Annotated in this window: 19 protein-coding genes and 1 tRNA gene; 14 read left to right on the top strand and 6 right to left on the bottom strand. The window is 66.0% G+C overall.

The window, feature by feature from the left end; all coding sequences use genetic code 11:
* Positions 1–49 precede the first annotated feature (49 nt).
* Entirely contained in the window at positions 50–601 is a 552-nt protein-coding gene (locus KC8_RS14350) for a PilZ domain-containing protein (protein ID WP_010124158.1), read from the bottom strand.
* 190 nt (positions 602–791) lie between these two features.
* Here KC8_RS14350 and glpX point away from each other — a divergent pair, with 190 nt between their 5' ends.
* The 3 genes from glpX (at position 792) to KC8_RS14365 (ending at position 3756) form a co-directional block, all read left to right on the top strand.
* Positions 792–1766: a class II fructose-bisphosphatase gene (gene glpX, locus KC8_RS14355; protein WP_010124159.1), complete on the top strand. Its 975-nt coding sequence runs from the start codon at positions 792–794 to the stop codon at positions 1764–1766.
* A gap of 69 nt (positions 1767–1835) precedes the next feature.
* Positions 1836–3602 (top strand): single-stranded-DNA-specific exonuclease RecJ, encoded by a 1767-nt coding sequence (gene recJ / locus KC8_RS14360; protein WP_010124160.1) that lies wholly within the window; start codon positions 1836–1838, stop codon positions 3600–3602.
* A gap of 79 nt (positions 3603–3681) precedes the next feature.
* Positions 3682–3756: transfer RNA gene (locus tag KC8_RS14365), tRNA-Glu, on the top strand.
* 241 nt (positions 3757–3997) lie between these two features.
* On the opposite strand, the gene KC8_RS14370 is transcribed toward KC8_RS14365, so the two are convergent.
* Entirely contained in the window at positions 3998–5311 is a 1314-nt protein-coding gene (locus tag KC8_RS14370; RefSeq protein ID WP_010124161.1) for a metallophosphoesterase, read from the bottom strand.
* A 38-nt stretch (positions 5312–5349) separates the two neighbouring features.
* Complete coding sequence (locus KC8_RS14375) at positions 5350–7656, bottom strand: TonB-dependent receptor (protein ID WP_037495525.1); 2307 nt, start codon at positions 7654–7656, stop codon at positions 5350–5352.
* Positions 7657–7779: 123 nt separating this feature from the next.
* On the opposite strand from KC8_RS14375, the gene KC8_RS14380 reads away from it, so the two are divergent.
* From KC8_RS14380 to KC8_RS14415, 8 genes are all read left to right on the top strand, one after another.
* Positions 7780–8400, top strand: a complete 621-nt coding sequence (locus tag KC8_RS14380) for a TetR/AcrR family transcriptional regulator (RefSeq protein WP_010124163.1) — start codon at positions 7780–7782, stop codon at positions 8398–8400.
* A gap of 68 nt (positions 8401–8468) precedes the next feature.
* Positions 8469–9638, top strand: coding sequence for a TetR family transcriptional regulator (locus KC8_RS14385; protein WP_158217666.1), 1170 nt, complete (start codon positions 8469–8471; stop codon positions 9636–9638).
* Between the two features lie 222 nt (positions 9639–9860).
* Positions 9861–10697: a TauD/TfdA dioxygenase family protein gene (locus KC8_RS14390; protein WP_010124165.1), complete on the top strand. Its 837-nt coding sequence runs from the start codon at positions 9861–9863 to the stop codon at positions 10695–10697.
* Between the two features lie 5 nt (positions 10698–10702).
* A complete protein-coding gene (locus KC8_RS14395; protein ID WP_198360947.1) occupies positions 10703–11938 on the top strand; it encodes an MFS transporter in 1236 nt (411 codons plus the stop codon).
* Positions 11938–13422 (top strand): DUF1214 domain-containing protein, encoded by a 1485-nt coding sequence (locus KC8_RS14400; protein WP_010124167.1) that lies wholly within the window; start codon positions 11938–11940, stop codon positions 13420–13422. The genes KC8_RS14395 and KC8_RS14400 overlap by 1 nt, the downstream gene beginning before the upstream one ends.
* Before the next feature lie 99 nt (positions 13423–13521).
* Entirely contained in the window at positions 13522–14205 is a 684-nt protein-coding gene (locus KC8_RS14405; protein WP_010124168.1) for a TetR/AcrR family transcriptional regulator, read from the top strand.
* Positions 14206–14251: 46 nt separating this feature from the next.
* Positions 14252–15163, top strand: a complete 912-nt coding sequence (locus KC8_RS14410; protein ID WP_010124169.1) for a sterol desaturase family protein — start codon at positions 14252–14254, stop codon at positions 15161–15163.
* Positions 15160–15585 (top strand): hypothetical protein, encoded by a 426-nt coding sequence (locus tag KC8_RS14415; protein ID WP_010124170.1) that lies wholly within the window; start codon positions 15160–15162, stop codon positions 15583–15585. The genes KC8_RS14410 and KC8_RS14415 overlap by 4 nt, the downstream gene beginning before the upstream one ends.
* Positions 15586–15589: 4 nt before the next feature.
* Here the strand turns inward: KC8_RS14415 and KC8_RS14420 are convergent, their stop codons facing one another.
* The gene (locus KC8_RS14420; RefSeq protein ID WP_010124171.1) at positions 15590–16714 is read right to left on the bottom strand and encodes an oxidoreductase; all 1125 of its coding nucleotides are present in this window, start codon (positions 16712–16714) and stop codon (positions 15590–15592) included.
* 171 nt (positions 16715–16885) lie between these two features.
* Between KC8_RS14420 and KC8_RS14425 the strand changes: the two genes are divergently transcribed.
* Positions 16886–18409 (top strand): lipopolysaccharide biosynthesis protein, encoded by a 1524-nt coding sequence (locus KC8_RS14425; protein ID WP_010124172.1) that lies wholly within the window; start codon positions 16886–16888, stop codon positions 18407–18409.
* On the opposite strand, the gene KC8_RS14430 is transcribed toward KC8_RS14425, so the two are convergent.
* Positions 18410–19384, bottom strand: coding sequence for an NAD(P)H-dependent glycerol-3-phosphate dehydrogenase (locus KC8_RS14430; protein ID WP_010124173.1), 975 nt, complete (start codon positions 19382–19384; stop codon positions 18410–18412).
* Positions 19381–20412 carry a tRNA (adenosine(37)-N6)-threonylcarbamoyltransferase complex transferase subunit TsaD gene (tsaD, locus tag KC8_RS14435; RefSeq protein WP_010124174.1) on the bottom strand — a complete coding sequence of 344 codons (1032 nt, stop codon included), beginning with the start codon at positions 20410–20412 and terminating at the stop codon, positions 19381–19383. Before tsaD ends, KC8_RS14430 begins: the two co-directional genes overlap by 4 nt.
* A 42-nt stretch (positions 20413–20454) precedes the next feature.
* On the opposite strand from tsaD, the gene hemC reads away from it, so the two are divergent.
* Positions 20455–21366, top strand: a complete 912-nt coding sequence (hemC, locus tag KC8_RS14440) for a hydroxymethylbilane synthase (protein WP_010124175.1) — start codon at positions 20455–20457, stop codon at positions 21364–21366.
* Positions 21363–22040 (top strand): uroporphyrinogen-III synthase, encoded by a 678-nt coding sequence (locus KC8_RS14445; RefSeq protein WP_010124176.1) that lies wholly within the window; start codon positions 21363–21365, stop codon positions 22038–22040. Before hemC ends, KC8_RS14445 begins: the two co-directional genes overlap by 4 nt.
* The last annotated feature ends 20 nt before the right edge of the window (positions 22041–22060 follow it).

A 22060-nucleotide genomic window follows, 5' to 3' on the forward strand; every position in this document is an offset into this window, starting at 1 on the left:
CCGCTTCCGAACGATGCCCGGCCAGGATGGCGCCGGGGCCGCGCCCTATTCAGGCGATAAAAATCCACAGCCCGGCGGCGACCGCGACGATTGCCGCCCAGAGCAGGCTGTTCAGGCCAAGAATCGCCAGCATCCGCTGTTGCAGCGGCAGTTTTTCGATCGCCGGCGCCGGCGCTGCCTCCGGGGTGGCCGTCAGTTCGACGACGTCGTTGAAATATGTGTGATTGCTACGGGACAGCGCGGACAGATTATCGTCCGGCGCGCCGAATTCCCCCCATACGACGGGGCTTGCGTCCAGCGCGGCGCAAATCTGTTCGCGCAGCAGCGGTTCGCGGAAGGCGCAACCGGCATAGGGGTGGCCGGCCCACATCACTTCGGCGTCGCGGACGCCGATTCCGGGCAGATCGATTTCAACGATCATGCCCGGTGACAGGTCGGCGGTCGATTCGGCGCGAAAGCCGGTGGCCGACAGATCATGGACGGTAATTTCGGAAAAAGGCTGATCGCCATGGCGGACGCCCGCGTCCAGCCTGAGCCGGGTGCGCGTCGACCGACGTTCTTCATCGTCGAAGATTTGGCGCAGCTTGGCTGCCAGGCTCATGATGATCTCCGCTGACGATCGTAGCCCAGATTTGTAATTCCCTTTGGTAAAACAACGGTGAAGATCGTCCCTGCGCGTCGTTGGGCGATATTGGCGAACATTCCGTCGCAGCGTCAGGTGGATCGATTCTCGACTTTTTCATCGGCTTTGCCTATCCGCGCGACAAAATATCCTGAAAGGCGTGGGAAAAATGGTGAAGGCAAGCAAGGCGCTCGATCGCGTGCTGGTGCTCGAAATGGTGCGTGTGACCGAAGCTGCGGCGATTGCCGCGTCGAAGCTGGTCGGCCGCGGCGATGAAAAGGCCGCTGACGCAGCCGCGGTGGAAGCGATGCGCGAAGCCTTCAACGGGCTGGAGTTCGATGGCACCGTCGTGATCGGCGAAGGCGAACGCGACGAAGCGCCGATGTTGTACATCGGTGAAAAGGTCGGCGCCGCGATCGGCACCGGGCCGAAGATCGATATCGCGCTCGATCCGCTAGAAGGCACGACGATCACCGCCAAGGCTGGCCCGAACGCACTGGCTGTTCTCGCGATCGCCGAAGAAGGCGGCCTGCTCAACGCCCCCGACGTTTATATGGACAAGCTGGCGGTTGGCCCCGGCTATCCCAAGGGGATCGTCAGCCTCGACCGGACACCGACCGAGAATATCAACGCGCTGGCGGCCGCCAAGGGCGTGCAGCCCAACGAGATCATCGCCTGTGTGCTCGATCGTCCGCGCCATGAAAAGCTGATCGCCGAATTGCGTACGATCGGCTGCGGCATCGTCCTGATCCCCGATGGCGACGTCGCCGGGGTGATCGCGGTCACCAACCCCGACACCACGATCGACATCTACATGGGTTCGGGCGGTGCGCCGGAAGGCGTGCTCGCGGCGGCAGCATTGCGCTGCGTCGGTGGCCAGTTCCAGGGTCGCCTGCTGTTCCGCAACGACGACGAACGCGCCCGCGCGCGTAAGTGGGGCGTCACCGACCTCGATCGGCTCTATGATCTTGAAGACCTGGTGAAGGGCGACGCGATCTTCGCTGCGACCGGCGTGACCGATGGCTCGCTGCTCGAAGGCGTGAAGCGCAAGAAGGGCGGCATCATGACCACCGAAAGCGTGGTGATGCGCGCCAGTTCGGGCACCGTGCGCTGGGTGAAGGGCGAACACCACAAGACCGCCTGATCCGGGTTACCGGCCGATCGGCGCGAAAGGCGATTCCGCCGCCCGCGCCGATCGGATAGAGCGGAGGGCATGACCTCCGTTCTCAATGTCACCCATTCGATCCTCGGCCAGCCATGGCGTTGGCGGGGGAGCGGGACCGACGGGCGCGACGCGCATTTCCAGCCGGACGATCTGGTCGCCGGCCTGTTGATGGCACGGGGCGTGCCGCGCGACGCGGTGGAAGCCCACCGCACGCCTACGATTCGCGGTTTCATGCCCGATCCGTCGATCTTTCGCGATATGGACCGCGCCGCCGAACGGCTGGCCGATGCGGTGATGGCGGGCGAACCCGTCACCATCTTTGGCGATTATGACGTCGATGGCGCGACGTCTGCTGCGCTGCTGATCCGCCTGCTGCGCGATCTGGGCCTTGGCCCGCAAGCCTATATCCCCGATCGCCTGATGGAAGGCTATGGCCCGTCGGGCGAGGCGCTGGTGCGCATCGCCGCCGGTGGCGCGCGACTGATCGTGACGGTCGATTGCGGGGCGCAGGCGTTCGAGGCGCTGGAAATGGCGCGGGCCGCCAAGGTCGATGTGATTGTGGTCGATCACCACAAATGTGCCGCTGCCTTGCCGCCCGCATTGGCGCTGGTCAATCCCAACCGGCTGGATGAGGATGAAGGCGCAGCGCACGGCCATCTTGCGGCAGTCGGGGTCGCGTTCCTGCTCGGAGCGGCGTTGCTGCGCGTCCTGCGCGCGCGGGGCTGGTTTGCCAACCGGGCGGAACCCAAGCTGATCGAATTGCTCGATCTGGTCGCCTTGGGCACGGTGGCCGATGTCGCGGCGCTCAAGGGGTTGAACCGGGCCTTTGTCGCACAGGGCCTGAAGGTGATGGCCGGGCGCCGCAACATCGGCCTTGTCGCATTGACGGAGGCCGCGCGGCTGGAACGGGCACCCACCTGCACCGATCTTGGCTTTGCCCTTGGCCCGCGCATCAATGCGGGGGGGCGGGTCGGCAAGTCCGATCTCGGCGTGCGCCTGCTCACCACCACCGATCCCGACGAAGCGCGCGAAATCGCCATCGAACTCGATCGGCTGAACGGTGAACGCCGCGCGATCGAGATGCTTGTCACTGAAACCGCCGAGGCCGCCGCCGTCGGGCAGGCCAACCGGGCGGTTGCGGTGGTATCCGGCCATGGCTGGCATCCCGGCGTGATCGGCATCGTTGCCAGCCGGCTCAAGGAACGGATGGGGCGTCCCGCGATCGTCATCGCCGTGGACGAAGACGGTGTGGGCAAGGGATCGGGCCGGTCGATCAGCGGGGTCGATCTGGGCGCGGCGGTGCTGGCGGCCAAGGATATGGGCCTGCTGGTCGCGGGCGGCGGGCACGCAATGGCGGCGGGTCTTACCATTGATGCCGCGAAGATTGATGCCCTGGCGGAATTTCTCGATGACCGGCTGGCGGCGGATGTGGCGCGCGCGCGCGACGACCGGGCCTTGCTGCTGGATGCCGTGCTGGCGCCGGGCGGGATCAATCCGGCGCTGGTCGACGCCCTCGAAGCCGGCGGGCCATATGGCGCCGGCTGGCCCGCCCCGCGCGTGGTGGCGGGGCCGGTGCGGGTGATCAAGGCGGATATCGTCGGGCAGGGCCATGTGCGCGCGATCGTCGCCGGTGATGACGGGCGTTCGATCAAGACGATCGCTTTTCGCCAGGCGGATACCGAACTGGGCCAGGCGTTGCTCGGCGCGGGGCCGGACCGGCGGTTGTGGGTGGCGGGCCGCGCCAGGATCGACGATTGGGGCAGCCGCCCTGCGGCCGAAATGCATCTGGAAGATGCCGCCTGGGCCGACAGGTGAACACAAAGATTGAAGATTATCGCGAAAGCCGGGTTGACCACATCGCTGACCTGCTTTAACGGCCCCGGGACCAGCAGACGGCCCCTTCGTCTAGCGGTTAGGACGCGGCCCTTTCACGGCTGAAACACGGGTTCGATTCCCGTAGGGGTCACCATCTTTTGCGGCATGTGCCACGGGCAATCAGCGCCGCATCAAACCAAAATCACTGGGCCTTCAAAATCACCGGGTTTTCCTGAACCGACCCTCATGATGGGCGCGGGCGGATCTGTGTGCTGGTGGCGCCGACCCGAGAGCGACCCGGTCATGGGCCGTTCCCTTTGCCCTGGCCGAGCCTGATTCCCGTTTGCGCCGGACGCGCGCGGAAAAGATCAGGCCCGGAAGGGTGGCGATTGAGTTTAGCGCGCGTGCGCGGCGGCTGGTTTGAAACGGCTGTGGAAGTCCGTCAGGTCGATGGTGAAGTCATCGGCGGCATGGAATTGTTCGTTGGTCATGTCCGGCTGTTCGCCAGCCTTGTACCATTGGGCGTATTCGAGCGTGTCCTTGCTCGATTGCTTGTAATGCGTCGAATAGGTGCGGACGCGGATCGCCGGCTTCTCGCCAGCCAGATCGAATGTCATCAGCCGCATCCAGCCATCGCCGATGCCGACGGGCCATGCCGATTTCACGCCGGCGGCGATCGCCGTCTGGCCGCGATCCTGGTAATCGGCAAGCACCTGATAGACCTTGTGGCCGAACTTGTTGGTATCGGTGCGCAGGGCCTGACCATGCTGGTGGCCACATAACAGCATGAAAATCTGGTCGTGCTGGCTGATGAATTTCTGCCAGACCATTTCAGGGTTGTTGTCCTGTTCGTCGACGGCGTGCGCGTCGATCACCGGGTTGGCGATGCGGCGGCCCTTCTGGTCCATATAATCATGGGTGGACACGATCGTCGGCAGGCCGGGATGCTGGGCGATTATCGATGCCGCCCATTCGAGCGACGCGTTGGGCGCATCGAATTGCAGGCCGATATGGAGGAAGCGGTAGCCGCCGGCTTCGAAGATCTGTGCGCTGTCGGCGCCGCCGTCGTGCGATGCGACATACCAGGGCTTGCCCTTGAAGAAGGCGGTATCCGCGCCGAACACCGAACGGAAGTTGTTGAGGCCGCCGGGGTGGAGCATGCCGAGCGTCGTCAGATCGCGCGGATTGACTTGGGCGGCCGGCGGATGGTTGGCGTCGGTCCACATCGCATCATAATCATGGTTGCCGGGAACGACCGAGAACGGAACCTTGCCGGCGATGATTTCAAACCCCTTTTTCGCGGCCGGCATTTCGATCGTCTGCACCTTGGGGGTCGGCGCGAAATGGCTGTCGAAAATCGGGTTGGGCACCGATTTGAAGCCGCGCGCGGCGTGATCCGGATCCATCCGCAGCGACTGGTGCTGCCACACATCACCCAGCGACGTGACGAAGGCGATGTCGCCGCCGGCGCTTTCCACATTGTCGGCGATGTAGCGCATCTGCGCGAAGAATAGTTCATTGGCGTCGAACGGGAAGCCATCGGCCTTCTGGTGGCTGTAATCCATATAGTTCTGCGTGTCGGGCAGCACGGCGATGGTGAAGCTGGTGTCGGGCACCGGGCTGCGGGCGAATGCCGGCGTGGCGGCGACGACCAGCGCCAGCGACGAAGCGATCATCGCGCGGCGGGAAAAACGGGTGAACAGCGTCATGATTTTCGGGTCTTTCCAAGGAAGGGGAAGGCGGTGGATCAAAGCTTGAACTTCAGTTCGGCGCTGAACATGCGCGGCTGGCCCGCGATGAAGCTGGGGATGCCGAAATTGTCGCCGGTATTGCCCGCGTCGATCACATAATCCTGGTTGAGTGCATTCTTGAGAGCCAATTCCACGCCCCAGCGTTCATCGGCGGCGCGCAGGCCGAGCCGCAGGTTGAGTAGGCCGTAGGATTCCTGAAATTCGTCGACACGGAAATCGGCGGGCTGGAGCGCGGTCTTGTCATTGTCGTCGTCGAAGAAGAATTTCGACTGCCAGCTATAGGCCGGGTTGAAATAGAGTTCGGTGTCGCCGATCGGCGCGGTCAGGAACGCGCCGAGCGAGAAGGTGTGATCGGGCGCGTTGCGGAAGCGGTTGCCGTCATAATCGCCGCTGGTGAGCCGCGCATGATTATAGCTGTAGTTGGCGAACAAAGTAGCCCAATGCGCGGGTTTTGCCTGTATCTGGCCTTCGAAGCCATAGGCTTCGGCCGCGCCGGCATTGACCGTGGTGAGCGTACCGTTGATCGTCTTCACCGTCTGGAAGTTGCTATAGTCATAATAATATAGTGAACCATCGAAACTAATCCTGCCACCGAGCGCGCGTGCCTTCAACCCGGCTTCGTAGGAATTGACGATTTCGGCCGGGGCGACCGAACTGCTGCCCGTTGAGACGATGTTGAGCGCGGGCGAACGGCGGCCGCGGCCATAAGTGAGATAGGCGTTGACGGTGTCGCCCAGTTCGTAATTCGCGGCCATGCGCCAGCTGAGGCCGCTGAAACGCCCGTCGGTGGACAGCGTTGCGCCATTGGCGGTCGGCTGGAAGAAGATGCCGCCACGGGTGAGGGTGCTTGGCCCGTTGGGCAAGGTGCCGACCACGGTCGACGTCTTGTCATCATGCGTCCAGCGCAGGCCGGCGGTGAGCGACAGCCGGTCGGTCGCCTCCCACGTGCCGTCGCCATAGATGTCGATCGTGCGGGCGGACGATGCGAAGGTGGAATCATCGCGGTGGACGGGCTTGAGCGCCGCGCCCATCGGCCCAAGCGCGGCGAGGATCTGCGCCTGCGTCATCCCCATCGGGGCGCTGCGCAGCAGGCCGCCGCTGAACAGCAGGGCGGTCGCGCGTTCGTCGAACTGGAAGATGTAGCGATCGCTGTTGCTGAGATCGACATAGGATGCGCCGATCGTACCGCGGAACGCGCCCTTATTGTCGTAGGTCAGGCGCAGTTCCTGTGTCGTCTGATCGCCCCAGCTTTCGCCGATGCCGGCGATGATGTTCATCCAGGTGCCATCGGGATCGAAGGATTCGATGTTGCGATATTTGCGGTAGCCGGTGATCGAACCGAGCGTCAGCGCGTCGGTGAGTTCCCAGGCGCCCAGCAGGCTGACATCGTCGATATGGCGGTCGATGTAGAGCCGGTCGCCACCAAGCCCGCCGAACCCGCGCAGCACCACGCCGCTGCCGGGCTTGAGATCGCCGACGACCGCGCCCGTTGCCGGATCGCGCGGCAGGAAGGTGTTGGATTTGAAGCCCGTGCCGCCGTTCGGGGTATTTTCCTCGCGATTATAGATCAGGTCGAAGCGCAGGTTGGACGCGGGCTGGAACTTCACCGCACCGCGATAGGCCAGGGTATCGACGGCATTGTAGCCGGGGCCGCCGGCCAGATCGCGGATATAGCCGTCGCGCTTGCGGGCGCGCACGGCGACGCGCACCGCCAGCACGTCATCGATCAGCGGCGCGTTGGCGACCCCTTCGGCCATGCGATAGCCATAGTCGCCAAGGCCCATACCGGCCTTCAGCAGAAAATCATTGCCGGCCTTGTTCTGGATGATGTTGACCCCGCCGATCATCGCACCGCGCCCGAACAGGGTGGATTGGGGGCCTTTGGCGATTTCGACCCGTTCGATATCGTGCAGTTCGAAGCTGGAGGCCGCGACCGCCGAGGTGGAAACACCATCGAGATAGATCGATACGCGCTGTTCGCCGATCCCGTCCGACGTGATGCCGCGCACGACGAATCCGGGGGCGCCGACGCTTTGTTCGCGAACCTCGAAACCGGGGGTGTAGAGGCTGACATCCTCCAGCGTATCCGCGCCGATATTGTCCAGCGTCTTCGAATCGAAGGCCGACAGGCTGAGCGGCACATCGAGGATCGATTCGGCGCGTTTCTGGGCGGTCACGACGATGACGTCGCCGGGGGCTTCGGCTGCGGCTGCGGCCTCCACTTCGGCCCGGGTCGGCGTGACGGCAAGCGCCATCGCGAGCGCGAAGGCCAAGGGGTAAGCGCGGTTCTGGGGCAGCGACACGGATCGGGTTCCTTTCACGAAACAGTCATAAATACGATACACTCGTGCATCGTTTTCTATTTCGATGCGGGGCTGTATTGGAAAGCGGAGACAGTTTTATGAAAGCCGGCAGCGGGGATGGGGATGGATGGGATCGAGCCGGACGGGCCGTTGCGTGGACGGCCGAAAAGCGCCGAACTGGATGAAGCGTTGCTGGAAGCGGCGTGCACGGTGCTTGCGCGCCAGGGCTATCGCGGCTTTTCGTTCGATGCGGTTGCCCGCGTGGCGGGCACGACCCGGCCGGCCATCTATCGCCGCTGGGCCAATCGCCAGGATCTGCTGCTGGCCGCGCTCGACCATGTAATGAGCGTGCACAGTTCCGACGACGAGATGACCGCCGGACTGGCCGAGCGTTCCGATGCCGAATTGCGGGCCATTTTCGCGCGGATGGTGGCGGCGTTCGCCCGCATCGTCAGCGATCGACGGGCCGCCGCCGTCAGCATTTCGGTATCCGCCGCCATGTATGAGGATGATGCGCTGCGCACCCTGACGCAGACGCACCATTATGACCGGCGCAAGCCGCTGGAGGATATCCTGCATCTGCTGGGCGCGCGCGGCTTGCTGCGCAGCGATGTGCCGGTGGGCGATTTGATCCACATGCTGGTGGGGGCGGTGCAATATCGATCCAACATGTTGCTGGAGCCGCTTGACGATGCCTTCATCGCCAATGTCGTCCGGTTGTTTCTCGCGCCGGACGTTGGCTGATGCCGGGTGGCGGGGCTTGCCATCCGCCGCATCGGCCGCCAATCCGCTGGTCCTGAACGGAGATGGTGATGGCGGGCAACGCGGCCTCCAGAATATCGGATGCGGCGGCGCGGCTGTGCCTGGACGCGGGGCTGGGCCATGTCACGATGCGATCGGTGGCCACCGCGGCGGATGTCGCGCCGTCGGCGGTCGTCTATCATTTCAAGACGCGCGATCGGCTGCTGGCGGCCATGCTCGACCGGATCGAGGACGGGATCGAGGCCTGGCGCGCGGCCACCGCCGCGACGCTGAACGCCGGGCCGGTTTCGCCAGGCGGGCCGGGGGCGCTGGTGTCGGCGGTGCTGTGCGCGCTGGTCGATGCACAGGGGCTGGCGACCGTTGCGGTCCCGGAAGTCATACGGGCGCTGCGGACGACGGACAGCGCGGATCGGGCGACTGCGATCATGGCGCGCGCCGATCGCCGGGCGGATGCTTTCTGGCAATCGCTGCCGGTGCTGGCGGGGCTGGACGACGAGGCGCGGGCGATTTGGGCGGCCGTGGCGCAGGGGCTGGTTTCGCTGATCATGCTCGATCGCGTGACGGTGACGCGGCATGCCCGGATCATCGAGGTGCTGATGCGGCTGGAGGATCGGCTGTGTGGCCGGGCCATCATGCCGGCGGCAGCGCCGGCCCTGCCCGCAGCGCACGGCCTTGCGGAACGGCCGGCGGGCAAGCAGCAGATCGTTGAAGCGACGATCCGGCTGAGCGGCAAGGTGGGCATTGACGGGCTGACGCACCGCAACATCGCGGCCGAAGCCGGGCTGTCGGTGGCATCGACCACCTATTTCTATCCGTCAAAGGACGATATCGTCGTCGATGCCGCGCATGAACTGCAGGCGCGCGCGATCAATGCGGTGGTCGCCGATGCGCCATCGCCGCCCGAAATCCTGTCGCGCATCGCGCTGGATGCGGATGGCCATGAGCGGGCCGATCTCGCCGCGCTGGCGGCCTTCGCCACGGCGGCGGTGCGCTTGCCCGACCTGCATGAACTGGCCGCCACCTTTCGCAACCTGCGCGGGGCGGCTTCCGTCCAGTGGCTGGCCGGGCGGGGATTTGCGCGGGCCGATCGACTGGACGGAATCATCTGGTCGGCCGCCACCCAGCCGCTGATCGAGCGCGCGTCGCTGCTGCCAATCCCCCAGCGGGCGGCGTTTCTCGACACGATTTCAGCGGCCTGGATGCAGCGTTTGTTCGGCTGATGGGGCTGTACAGATGTACATATGATGCTTGACGAGCGTTCGAGGCTCGCTTAAATTTCTTCTCAAGCTGGAGAGTACATTCAGCAAAATCGAGGTTTTTGGATCGTTTTTGCGCGCATAGAAAGCTGTTCTTTTGTTCAGTTTGCACCGAGGCGATCTTTGCCTGCTGAGGAGAGCGTTGATGAAGCATGCCCAGATTTGCGCCGGGTATTGCCCGTGGGCATGACCATTTCCCCCGTCCAGCCGCTGATCGGCGCGGAAATAAGCGGGGTCGATCTGATGACCGTCGATGCCGCCGGGATTGCGGCGATCCGGGCGGCGCTTTTGCGCTATAAGGTGTTGTTCTTCCGCGATCAGGCGCTCGACCGTGCCGGCCACGTCGCGCTGGGCAAGGCGTTTGGCGAACTGGAGGTGCATCCGCTTTCAGCGCACCCGGACTATCCGGAATTGCTGCGAATCTATTCGGATGGCGGCGTGCGTGTTGGCCGCACCGCGCCGGCGGCCGATTTCTGGCACAGCGACACCACGTTTCGCGATACGCCGTCGGCCGCGTCGATCCTCAAGGCCTGCACCCTGCCTGAACTGGGCGGCGATACATTATGGGCGAACATGGCGGCGGTGTATGCCGGGCTTGACCCGGATGTTCGCGCGCGGATCGAACATCTGGATGCGATCCATGATGGCGTCGTATCTTTCGGCCGGCATCTCGATACGCCCGAAAAGCATGCCGCGTTCGTGGCCCGGCACCCGCCGCAGCGCCACCCGGTCGTCCGCATCCACCCTGAAACCGGGGAACGGGTGCTGAACGTCAACAGCGGCTTCACCACCGCGATCGCCGATATCGATCCCGCCGAGAGCGTGGACCTGCTGCGCCTGTTGTTCGACGAGGTGAAACGCCCGGAATATCAGGTGCGGTTCCGCTGGAGCCCTGGGGCGATCGCGTTCTGGGATAACCGGTCGACCCAGCATTATGGCGTCGCCGATTATGTGGGGCCGCGCGATCTGGAACGGGTGACGATCATCGGCGATCGCCCGGTCGGTCCCAAGGCGCAGGTTTGACCGCGGTGGCGACGGCGCAAGATCGGATCGCGATCGTCGCCGCGCCGGTCTTTCCGACCCCGGCCAGGGCCTGGTGCGCGCTGGGCTTGCTGTTTTTCGCGCAGATGGCGGCGATTGGCAGCACGTCCTACGGGTTTGGCCTGCTGGTCAAGCCGCTGTCGGCCGAGTTCGGCCTGCCGCGTGCCGACGTCAATCGCGGGCTGATGATTCTGGTGCTGGGCATGGCGTTCTTTTCGCCATTGATCGGCCGCGCGCTCGATCGGCTGCCGGCGCGCATGGTGCTGATGGCGGGCGCGATCGCATTTGCGGGCGGATGGCTGGCCATCGCCGCCAGCCGCAGCATACCGATGATGGCCGCCGCCGCCTTCCTGCTGCTGGCGTCGGGCACGGCCGCGCTCGGCCCGGTCACGGCATCGACGCTCACCGCGCGCTGGTTCGTCGTCAGGCGCGGGCTGGCGCTGGGCATCGTATCGGTTTCGGCATCGGCCGGCGGGCTGGTGATCGTGCCGGCCATGGCGGCCCTGATCGACCATGGCGACTGGCGCGGGGCGGTTGCGACGATCGGGATCGTCACCGGCATTGCGGTGGTCGCGCTCGCCCCGTGGCTGCTGCCGCGCGAAGACAAAGCGGCTGCACGCAATCGCGCGCGGGCGGCCCCGCCGCTGACGGTGGCGATGCTGTTGCGCTGTCGCGATTTCTGGCTGATCGGCTTTGCCGTCGGTGCGCTGATGGCCACCAACGGCGCGCTGCTCGCCAGCCTGATTGCATATGGCATGGATCGCGGGTTCAGCCTGGCGCAGGCGACGATGCTGGTTTCCACCGTGTCCGGCGCGGCGCTGATCGGCAAGCTGGTGATCGGCGCGCTGGCCGACCGGATCGATCCGCGCGGGCTGTATCTGGTGGTCGTCGCGCTCAATGCGGCATTGCTGATCGTGCTGATCGCCGGGCCATCCTATCCGCTTCTGCTGATCGCGGCGGTCCTGGCGGGGCCGGCGGTGGGCGGGGTGATGCCCTTATGGGGGGTGATCGCCGGGCGGCGGTTCGGCGTGGCGTCGCTCGGCCTGGCCATGGGGCTGACATCGCCGCTGACGATGCCGCTCAACCTGCTGGGCCTCCATGTCATCGGCGCGGCGTTCGATGCCAGCGGCAGTTATCGCATTGCGTTCGAGCTTTTTCTTGTCGTTCTTGTCCTGGCCGCGCTCTCGATCCTGCCGGTCAGGCTCCAATCCGGGGATAAATGATGCGTACCTTGTGGCTTGCGGCTTTGCTGATGGCGTCCACCCCGGCGGCGGCGGCGCAACCGCCGGCGCTGCCGGCGGCGGGAATCGAAGCCGGCCTGCCCCATTCGGAGATCGAGGCGCTCACCGCCGAAGCATTCTACTGGGGGCTGAACATCGCCGGCTTTTACGAGCTGCGCTACGTTTACACCCAGTTCGAAGGGCAGCCGGCCTTTCGCGGCATCAACCGGGTGCAGGCCTATGACAATCTGATGGACGCATCGGTGCGCTATGCGACCACCGTTAACGCATCAACGCTGTATTCGGGCGGCGCGTTCGACGTGTCGGCCGAACCGATCGTGATCGAGGCGCCAGCGGTGGCCGGGCAGCGTTACTGGAGCATCCAGGCAGGCGACCAGAACGCCAACTGGTTCTTCATGGCCGGATCGCAATTCACCGGCAATCAGGCGCAGCGCTACCTGATCGTCGGCCCGCACTGGCGCGGCGCGATCCCGGCCGGGTTCCGATCGACCGAGATCATCAAGGCGACGTCCGACAGCTTCACCCTGGCGGTGCGTGTGGCGGTTACGACGCGCGATGACGCCGACATGCAGGCGGCGCGCAGCGTGGTGCATGGGGTGGCGGCAGCCCCGCTGAGCCTGTGGACGGCGCATGGCGGCAGGTTGCCGCCGCTGGCCGAACAGCCGATCGTGAAAGGCAATTACCGCACCTTCCCGCGCATGCGCCAGATCGTCGATTATGGGCGGACGATGACCGCCGTCGATTATCTCCAACTGCTGAGCCTGGCGATCAACGACCCGGCAATCACCGGCCGCACCGATTCGGTGAAGGAACAGGCCACCCTGGCGCGGCTGGCGAAGCTGGGCGTGCGCGCCGGCGTGCTGTTCGACCCTGACGCGCTGACCCCGGCGCAGAAGGCAGCGGCACAGGCCGGTTTCGACGGCGCCCGCCGCACGGCGAAGGCGGCGCTGGAAGCGTCCCTTGTCGATATGAACGGCTGGCGGCTGCAATCGAGCCTGCGGCATGATGACCTTGATTATGTCGCCAAGGCCGGTGCGGACGATGTCGCCTGGGGGACCCCGGTGCCATATCAGTCGCACACGATCGCCTATAATTTCCGCGACAGCGAGGGCCGCCCGCTCGACGGCAATCGCCGCTACACGATCAGCTTCGACCTGAAGGACATGCCGCCCGTCACCGAGTTCTGGGAACTGCCGGTGTATGATTCGGCCGGCTATTTCATTCCCAATCCGATCAACCGCTACAGCGTGACCAGCTATCAGGTGGCGGCCGGCGCGTTTGCGGTGCGCGACGGGCGCGTGACCTTCTACCTCCAGCCCGACAAGCCGGTGGACCCCGAACAGGCGCGCAACTGGCTGCCAACCGCGCGCGGCGACACGTTCCAGTTTGCGGCCCGCTATTATGGGCCGATGGCCCCGCTGGTCGACGGCAGCTATCGGATGCCGAAAATCGTCAGGGCGAAATAGCCCGGTGCGGCGCCAGCCCCCAAAAATGGGCTGGCGCTATTTAAGGATGCCATATAATATATATGGCATGAATATGATCCGCACAGAGGCGATCGCACCATGACGGCGCTGCCGGCGAAGGAAGGTGCGCGACGTGGCCGTCCGCCCAGGATTTCGCGCGAGGCGATTTTGGCGACGGCGGCGGATATGCTGGTCGATCAGCCGGGAACGCCCTTTTCGCTGAGTGGCCTGGCCCGCGCGCTGCGCGTGACGCCGATGGCGATCTATACCTATTTCGGCAGCAGCAACGATCTGATGCAGGCGCTGACCGAGCGGATGTTGAGCGAACTGGTCGTTGCCGTCGACGAAGCCGCCACACCGGCCGAGATGATTGCCGCCTGGGCCTATGCCGTGCGGGCGTTTTTCCTGCGCCATCCGCAACTGATCACCATGCTGACATGGGAAGGCGGCAACACGTCGGTCGCCTGGTTCGATCGTTCGGCGCTGGTGATCCGAGCGTTGCAGCGGGCCGGGCAAGAAGGCGTGGACCTCGCCCGTTCGACCCTGTGGGTCTGGAGCGTGATCATGGGCGCGATCAATGCCGAGATCCGCGATCGCGCGGAACGCAGCGGCCTGCAGCCGGGGCAGCTGGAAAGCCTGGATGAACATTTGCGCGAACCTGTTGGCCAGATGCTCGAATTGACGGCGCGGCCCGATCATCTCGACAGCTTTTTTGCCTTTCAGATCGCGCGCTTGCTGGATGCGCTTGCGGCATTGCCGCCCAGCGGAGCGGAACAGGCCTGACGATCGGGCCGTAGTGAAAACAAGATAAAGGGAACAGGACGAGGGCATGGAAGGCGAATTTACAGCCCAGGTGGCGCAGGCCGTCGCCATATATGGGACGGGGGCCGGGATCTTTCTGGTGTTTTGCGTGATGGCGGAAATCTTCCTGCGCTGGCGCGAGGGCAAACGCCCGCTTCAGGGTGAAGGCGCTGCCAATTTCATGCTGTTCCCGTTCGGGCCGATCGCGGAAGGCCTGTTCCTGAATGCCCTGCTGATCGGCGGGCTGTTCTTCTTCTACAACCTGACGCCGCTGCGCGTTCCGGTGGAATGGTGGACGCTGCCGATCTACTTCATCGTCGGTGAGTTCGGTTATTACTGGTTCCACCGCGCGGGCCATGAAGTGCGCCTGCTATGGGCCGATCATTCGATCCACCATTCGGCTGAAACCTATGATTTCACAGTCAATCTGCGCCATACGCCGTTTTCGACCGTCTATCGTTTCATCACCTGGCTGCCGATCGTGCTGCTGGGGTTCCACCCGCTGATCCTGGTGCTGTTCGCGATGAGCGCGCCGGCGTTCCAGACGATCTGCCACACCGAACGGGTCGGCCGGCTGGCACCGTGGTTCGAATGGCTGTTCTGCACGCCCAGCAACCATGCCGTCCACCATGCCAGCAACCCGCTGTATATCGATCGCAATTATGGCGGCCTGCTTAACATCTGGGATCATGTGTTCGGCACCTATCAGCGGCTCGAAGATCATACCCCGCCGGTTTATGGCATCACCCGGCAGGTGAAATCGAACAATCCGATCACGATCCTGGCGCATGAGTTCCGCTTTCTCGCCCGCGATTTCCGGGCCGCACCGGGGCTGAAGCAGAAACTGGGCGTGCTGTTCGGCAAGCCCGGCGAAACATTCGAGGTGCACAAGGCGGACAAGGCCGGCGACGCGGCGGCCGCCATGCAGGTGGCGTCATGATGCCGATCGATGGCTGGGCGTTCGCCGCCCTGCTCGCGCTGATGGCGCTGCTGGCCACCGTGCGTCTGGCGATTCCGGTGGGCGGGACGATGGGACCGCTGCGCTGGATCACCCATCCCACCTGGCTGCTGCCGATGGTGCTGGCGATCCCGATGACGGTGGGGCTGATGCTGCGCGGCCTGGTGCCGCTGTGGCCGCCGCAGGCGCGGGCGATGGTGGCGGCGGATTATGGCTATTGGGCCGGGATTGCCGCGCTGATCGTCGTGCTGATCGCCGAACTGTGGCTGTTGTGGGTGCCGAGCATGGTGGCGCAGCGTTTCGCCAAGCCCGAATCGCGCAGCGCGTTCCGCACCCTGCCGCTGCTCAACCTGGCGTTCGGTGGCGGGCTGTTGCTGCTGCTGTGGAAGCTGACGGCGGGCTGAGCCGTCAGCTCAGCACGGCGAGCAATTCGGGGCGATAGGGCTGGAGCGTTTCGTGCCGGCCCGATCGCACCTTGGCCGGCCAGGCGGCATCGCCCAGGATCGACCGGCCGAGCGCAACCAGATCAAATTCACCCCGATCCAGCCGATCGCGCACATCATCGAGATGCGCGATCGACGCATCGGCGACCTGCCCGTAGACGCCGTTCTCGCCATATTCGAGCGCGGTTTTCTCCAGCCCGATGCCCCCGCCGGCGATCGCCGCCTTGCCGGTGAGTTTCTTGGCCCAGCCGGCCAGATTCATCGGGCTGCCGGGAAATTCGACCCGCCAGAAACGGCGCAGCGAACAATCGAAGATATCGACGCCGGCATCCGCCAGCGGGATCAGGATGGCCGCCAGTTCATCCGGCGTGTTCGCCAGACGGGCGTCATAATCGGTCATCTTGAACTGCGAAAAACGCAGCGCGATCGGAAAATCGGGGCCGACCGCGGCGCGGCATGCGGCGATCACCTCGGCTGCAAAGCGGGTGCGATCCTGGCCATAGCCATCGGCCCGCCGGTTGGTGCGCGCCCACAGGAACTGATCGATCAGGAAACCGTGCGCGCCGTGAATTTCGACCCCGTCAAAGCCCAGCCGCTTCGCATCGCCGGCGGCCTGCGCAAAGGCGGCGATCACCGCGTCGATATCGGCGAGCGTCATCGCCGCGCCGCCGTGGCGTTCCGGGCCTGACGGCTGGCCCACCTGGGCCGATGGCAGCCAGATGCCCGATGGCCCGATCCCGGCCCATGGCGGGGCAACGGGGGCAAGCCCCTGCAGGCCGGCATGGCCGATCTGCGGCATCATCCGCCCGCCGGCGGTATGAACGGCGGCGATGGCGCGTGCCCAGGCGGCCAGGGCATCGCCGTGGAAATGGGGTTCGTTCTCGTCGAATGCGGCCTCTGGATGGCCGATCGCGGTCGCGCCGCTGACGATCAGGCCCGCACCGCCCGCTGCGCGGCGGGCATAATAAGCCGGATAGCCATCGTCAGGCAGCCCGCCCGATGCCTTGCCCTGGCCCATCGGGGCCATCACGATGCGATTGGGCAGGTTGAGCGCGCCGATGGCGACGGGGGTGAAAAGCGGATCGGTCATCGCGCCAGCATGCGTAAAGCCGGCCCCGGATGCCAGCGGATGTTGGCCGGGACGACGGGCGCAGCCGGGTCTTTGTCCTCGCCGGCGCAGGACGGCCCTTTCAGATGCGTCGATGGCGCCCGTTGCAATTCGTGCTCGCCGCCCGTGCATCAAGGCCCTAAGAAGCCACCGATGGACAAGCCGGGATCGGGGGCGGGCGCGCACAAGGACGACATCGCCGATCTGGCGAAGGGCGGGCGCACGAACTTTTTCGGCTTTCTGCTGCGCCTGCTGGCGCGCATCCCGTTTCTGTTCATTGCCGGCCGGCTATATGGCCCGACCGAACTGGGGCGTTTTGCGCTGGCGATCCTGGTGATCGAATTTGCCGCCCAACTGGCGACCTTCGGGTTGAAGCGCGGGCTGGCCCAGCAATTATCCCGGAACGAACGGCCGCATGTCCATATCGTGTGGGATGCGTTGCTGATCGCGGGGCTGGCGTCGGCCGTCGCCGCGCTGATTCTGGCCGCGCTACCGCAGCTGATGTTTCCCAACAGCCAGATCAACGGGCTGGAACAACTGCTGCCGCTGACGATCTTCGCGATCGCCTGGTCGGATATTTCGCTGGCGGCGCTCGCTTATCGCCGCAATGTCGCCGCCACCGTGCGCGCGCGCGCCGTGATCGAGCCGTGGACGATCAGCATCGCGGCGTTCGGCCTCTATTTCTATTCGGCGCGCGATGGCCTGATCCTGGCCTATGCCTTGTCGATGGTCGCCGCGCTGGCCGCATCCTTATGGCCGTTCATCCGATCCTACGGATTCCCGCACGGCTGGCGGCCCGAACCGCGACCGCTGTTCCTGATCGCCCGGCGCAACATGCCGCTGGCGGCAGCCGATGCGATCGAATGGGCGACGCGCAACGTCGATCGCTTCATCCTCGGCCTGTTCTTTCCGCCGGCCATCGTCGGAATCTACTGGGTCGCGCAGCAGATCGTAACCCTGCCGCAGAAGCTGAAAACCAGCTTCGATCCGATCCTGGGACCGGTGATCACCCAGAATCTGGAGGCCGGCAACAAGGCGGCCGTGGCAGCCCAGGTGCGCCAGGTGGGGTTCTGGATCATCGCCGCGCAGGCCGGCATCGCCTTGTCGCTGTCGATCCCCGGCGAAGCGGTGATGGGCCTGGCCGGCCCCGAATTTGTCGGCGGCACCGCCGCGCTCGCCTTCCTGCTGTTCGCCGAAGTCGTGGCCGCGACGGCGGTCGTATCCGAATCCGCGCTGATCTATATCGCCCGGCACCGCAACCTGATGATCTCGCTGGCGACGATCAGCCTGCAGGTGGCGTTGAGTTTCGCGTTCGTCCTTGGCGCGCAGGCGCTGCATCTGCCCGTTGCCGTGCAGGCGATCGGGCCGGCGATGGCGCTGCCGATCGCGCTGGGCTTTGCCTCGATCGCCAAGTCGCGGTTGCTGGCGAAGTTGCTCGATGCGCCGGTATCGGGCTGGCGCTGGGCGCTGATCTGGGCGTCCGCCGTGGCGACGGTCGTCGGCTTTGTCGCGATCCAGGTGCCCGAATGGCTGGAACTGACGGTGGGCGTGCCGCTGATCCTGCTGAGCTATGGCGCGGTGATCTGGTTCAAGGGCTTCACCGCCGAGGACCGCGTGCTTTTCCGCATGAAGAAGGGCAGTCCGCCATCGGGCGATCAGGCCGCGACGCTGCCGTAATCAGCGCTCGGCGCGGATCGGCCGGGCGAGCAGGGCTTCGACCACTTCATCGGCCGTCGCCTGGCCGTCCAGCAGGGCGCAAACGGCATGAGTGATCGGCATGTCGACGCCGGCTGCCGCCGCCGCTTCCCGCAACACAGGCGCGGTAAACGCCCCTTCGGCGACGGTGCGGCGATCGGCGAGCAAGTCGCTTGCCGCGCGGCCCTGGCCCAGCCCGACACCCAGCGAGAAATTGCGCGAACTGGTGGACGAGCAGGTCAGCACCAGATCGCCGAGGCCGGACAGGCCGCCCAGCGTTTCGGCCCGCGCGCCACGGGCGAGGCCGAAGCGCGTCATTTCCGCAAAGCCCCGGCTGATCAGCGCGGCACGGGCATTCTGGCCAAGGCCGCGCCCTTCGACGACGCCGCACGCGATGGCGAGGACATTCTTCACCGCGCCGCCAATTTCGGCGCCTACCACGTCGGTCGACAGATAGGGGCGGAAGGCGGGACGCGCGATCAGGCCGGCGACGCGCGCGCCGGCATCGTCATCGGCGCAGGCGAGCGTGATCGCGGTGGGCAGGCCTTTGGCGACTTCATGGGCGAAGGTAGGGCCGGACAGGACCGAGATCGTCGCGGTCGGGCAGGCTTCGTGCGCCACTTCGTGCATCAGCCGCATCGAACCGGCCTCGATCCCCTTGGCGCACAGGATCAGATGGCGTGGCCTTGCATCAAGCTGGGCGAGAACATGGCGCATATGCTGCGACGGGGTGACGATCAGCAGCGGATCGGCTTGGGCCACCCAGGCGAGATCATCGCTCGCGCGGATCGATGGCGATAGCGGGATTCCCGCCAGAAACAGCGCATTTTCGTGGGTGCGGTTGATCGAATCGACCACTTCGGGTTCGCGCGCCCAGAGGCGCACTTCGCGGCCTTGTGCGGCGGCGACCTGCGCGAGTGCCGTGCCCCATGCGCCGCCGCCGATGATGCCGATCATGCCTTCACTCCCGCGCCACGCGCTTTTTCTGCTGTTGGATCCAGCGGCCAGCGCGCGCGCGCCGGCACGTCGAGCGGATCGGTCAACCCGGCGCGGAAGCGTTCGGCGCCGGCCCATGCGATCATCGCGGCATTGTCGGTGCACAGCCACAAGGGCGGGGCGACGAAGCGCAGGCCATGATCGGCGGCGAGCCGTTGCAGCGCGGTGCGCACCGCCGTGTTGGCGGCAACCCCCCCGGCTACGACGAGCGCGGTGGCGTGGATTCGGGGCAACTGGCGTTTCGTGCGGTCGATCAGGCAATCGACCACGGCCTGCTGGAAGGCGGCGGCGATGTCCTCGGGCCGGTATTTGCCCGAATCGCGTGCGCGCAGCACCGCGCTCTTGAGGCCGGCGAAGGAAAAATGCGGTTCGGCCGATCCGACCAGCGGACGCGGCAGCGGCACGGCTTTGGGATCGCCGGCAAAGGCGGCCTTTTCGACCGCAGGGCCGCCGGGAAAACCGAGGCCGAGGAGCTTGGCGGTCTTGTCGAACGCTTCGCCAGCGGCATCGTCGATGGTGGTGGCCAGCCGGCGATAGCGGCCAACGCCGTCGACCAGCAGCAACTGGCAATGCCCGCCGGACACCAGCAGCAGCAGATAGGGGAATTCCAGATCGGGATCGGCCAGACGCGGGGACAGCGCATGGCCTTCCAGATGGTTGACGGCGACCAGCGGTTTGCCGGCGGCGAGCGCCAGCGCCTTGCCGGTAACGAGGCCGACCATCACCCCGCCGATCAGGCCGGGGCCGGCGGTGGCGGCGATCGCATCGACATCGGCCAAGGTGACGCCGGCTTCGGCCAATGCGGCTTCGACCAGCGGGGTCACCATTTCCACATGCGCGCGGGCCGCGATTTCGGGAACGACGCCGCCGAACGGGCGATGCGCGGCTTCCTGGCCGGCCAATTGGTGCGCGCGGATCACGCGATCGCCGGTGACGAGCGCGGCGGCGGTTTCATCACAGGAAGATTCGATGCCGAGGATCAGGGTCATGCCTTCTTCCCTGCCACCGCGCGGCGCTGTAGGGCAACAGCCATGCAGTTTCCTCTTCGTCTTGGCACCCGCGGTTCGCCGCTTGCGCTCACCCAGGCCCGCATGGTCGCGGCCGCGCTTCGCACCACCCATGGCTGGGGCGAGGACGCGATCGCGATCGTGCCGATCCGCACCAGCGGCGATCGCATTCAGGATCGTGCGCTCGCCGAAGTCGGCGGCAAGGCGCTGTGGACCAAGGAACTGGATCGCGCGCTGATCGACGGCGAGATCGATTTCGCGGTCCATTCGATGAAGGATGTCGAAACGATCCGCCCGGCCGAGATCATCATCGCCGCCATGCTGCCGCGTGCCGACGTGCGCGACCGGCTGATCGGGGTGACGGATCTGGCCGCGCTGCCGGCAAATGCGGTGGTCGGCACATCATCCCCCCGGCGATCGGCGCAGGTGCGGCGCGCACGGCCGGACGTTTCGGTCACGCTGTTTCGCGGCAATGTCGATACACGGCTGGCCAAGCTGGCGGCGGGCGATGCGGATGCGACATTGCTGGCGGCGGCCGGGCTGGAACGGTTGGACCGGCCTGATATCGGTACGCCGATCCCGCTGGATGTGATGCTGCCGGCGCCGGCCCAAGGGGCGGTCGGGATCGAGACGCTGGCGGCCAATGCGGACATGCGGGCGGCGCTGGCCGCGATCGACGATGCGGTAACACATGTTTGCGTCGATACCGAACGCGCGTTTCTGGCGGCGCTTGCCGCCGATTGCCGGTCGCCGGTGGCGGCGCTGGCGCAACCCGATGGCGCGGGGCTGTATCTGCGCGCTGAAATTCTGAGCGAAGACGGTGCGGAATGCGTGGCCGGTGAGCGGCATATTGCGAGCGCCGCCGACGCGGCAGCGCTTGCCCAGGATCTGCTGGCGCGCGCCAGCCCCGCCTTGCGGGCATTGTTCGGGGGGTGAGGGGCGTTCTTGTCCTGCGGCCCGAGCCGGCCGCTTCGGCGACCGTGGCGCGGGCGACGGCGCTGGGGCTGGCGACGACAGTGGCCCCTTTGTTTGCGGTGCGTGGCGTGGCGTGGCAGGCGCCGGCCGCTGATCAGTTCGATGCCTTGATGCTGACATCGGCCAATGCGCTGCGCTTTGGCGGGGCGCATCTGGCCGATTATCACGCGTTGCCGGTGTTCGCGGTGGGGGACGCGACGGCGGCGGCCGCGCGCGCGGCGGGCTTTGCCGATGTGCGTGCCGGCGATCGCGACGCCATCGCGCTGCTCGATCTGATCGCGGCGGCGGGCCACGCCCATGTGCTGCATCTGGCGGGGCGGGAACATCGCGCCGCGCAGCATCCGGCGCTGACGATCGCGCGGGTGATCGTTTATGCCGCCGATCCGGTGGCCGAACTGGCCGCAGCGGCGCGCGCGGCCCTGGCCGAACAGGCGGTGGTTCTGCTGCATTCGCCCCATGCCGCGCGGGTGTTCGCCGGAATGGTGGGGGAGCGCGGGCATATCCGGATCGCGACGATCAGCCAGGCGGCGGCCGAAGCGGCCGGGCCGGGCTGGGCGGCGGTTGCCGTGGCGGATCGCCCCGATGATGCGGCCGTACTGGCGGCGGCGGCACGGCTGTGCGATCAGGTGGGATGATGGCGGACGGGATGGACGGG

This window comes from Sphingomonas sp. KC8 (assembly GCF_002151445.1).
Lineage (GTDB): Bacteria > Pseudomonadota > Alphaproteobacteria > Sphingomonadales > Sphingomonadaceae > Sphingomonas_E.

Coding starts and splice junctions, on each gene's coding strand:
- KC8_RS14400 (WP_010124167.1), top strand. CDS start 11,938: ATGCGTACCTTGTGGCTTGCGGCTTTGCTGATGGCGTCCACCCCGGCG.
- KC8_RS14410 (WP_010124169.1), top strand. CDS start 14,252: ATGGAAGGCGAATTTACAGCCCAGGTGGCGCAGGCCGTCGCCATATAT.
- KC8_RS14380 (WP_010124163.1), top strand. CDS start 7,780: ATGGATGGGATCGAGCCGGACGGGCCGTTGCGTGGACGGCCGAAAAGC.
- glpX (WP_010124159.1), top strand. CDS start 792: ATGGTGAAGGCAAGCAAGGCGCTCGATCGCGTGCTGGTGCTCGAAATG.
- KC8_RS14385 (WP_158217666.1), top strand. CDS start 8,469: ATGGCGGGCAACGCGGCCTCCAGAATATCGGATGCGGCGGCGCGGCTG.
- KC8_RS14390 (WP_010124165.1), top strand. CDS start 9,861: ATGACCATTTCCCCCGTCCAGCCGCTGATCGGCGCGGAAATAAGCGGG.
- hemC (WP_010124175.1), top strand. CDS start 20,455: ATGCAGTTTCCTCTTCGTCTTGGCACCCGCGGTTCGCCGCTTGCGCTC.
- tsaD (WP_010124174.1), bottom strand. CDS start 20,412: ATGACCCTGATCCTCGGCATCGAATCTTCCTGTGATGAAACCGCCGCC.
- KC8_RS14420 (WP_010124171.1), bottom strand. CDS start 16,714: ATGACCGATCCGCTTTTCACCCCCGTCGCCATCGGCGCGCTCAACCTG.
- KC8_RS14425 (WP_010124172.1), top strand. CDS start 16,886: ATGGACAAGCCGGGATCGGGGGCGGGCGCGCACAAGGACGACATCGCC.
- recJ (WP_010124160.1), top strand. CDS start 1,836: ATGACCTCCGTTCTCAATGTCACCCATTCGATCCTCGGCCAGCCATGG.
- KC8_RS14370 (WP_010124161.1), bottom strand. CDS start 5,311: ATGACGCTGTTCACCCGTTTTTCCCGCCGCGCGATGATCGCTTCGTCG.
- KC8_RS14405 (WP_010124168.1), top strand. CDS start 13,522: ATGACGGCGCTGCCGGCGAAGGAAGGTGCGCGACGTGGCCGTCCGCCC.
- KC8_RS14430 (WP_010124173.1), bottom strand. CDS start 19,384: ATGATCGGCATCATCGGCGGCGGCGCATGGGGCACGGCACTCGCGCAG.
- KC8_RS14350 (WP_010124158.1), bottom strand. CDS start 601: ATGAGCCTGGCAGCCAAGCTGCGCCAAATCTTCGACGATGAAGAACGT.
- KC8_RS14415 (WP_010124170.1), top strand. CDS start 15,160: ATGATGCCGATCGATGGCTGGGCGTTCGCCGCCCTGCTCGCGCTGATG.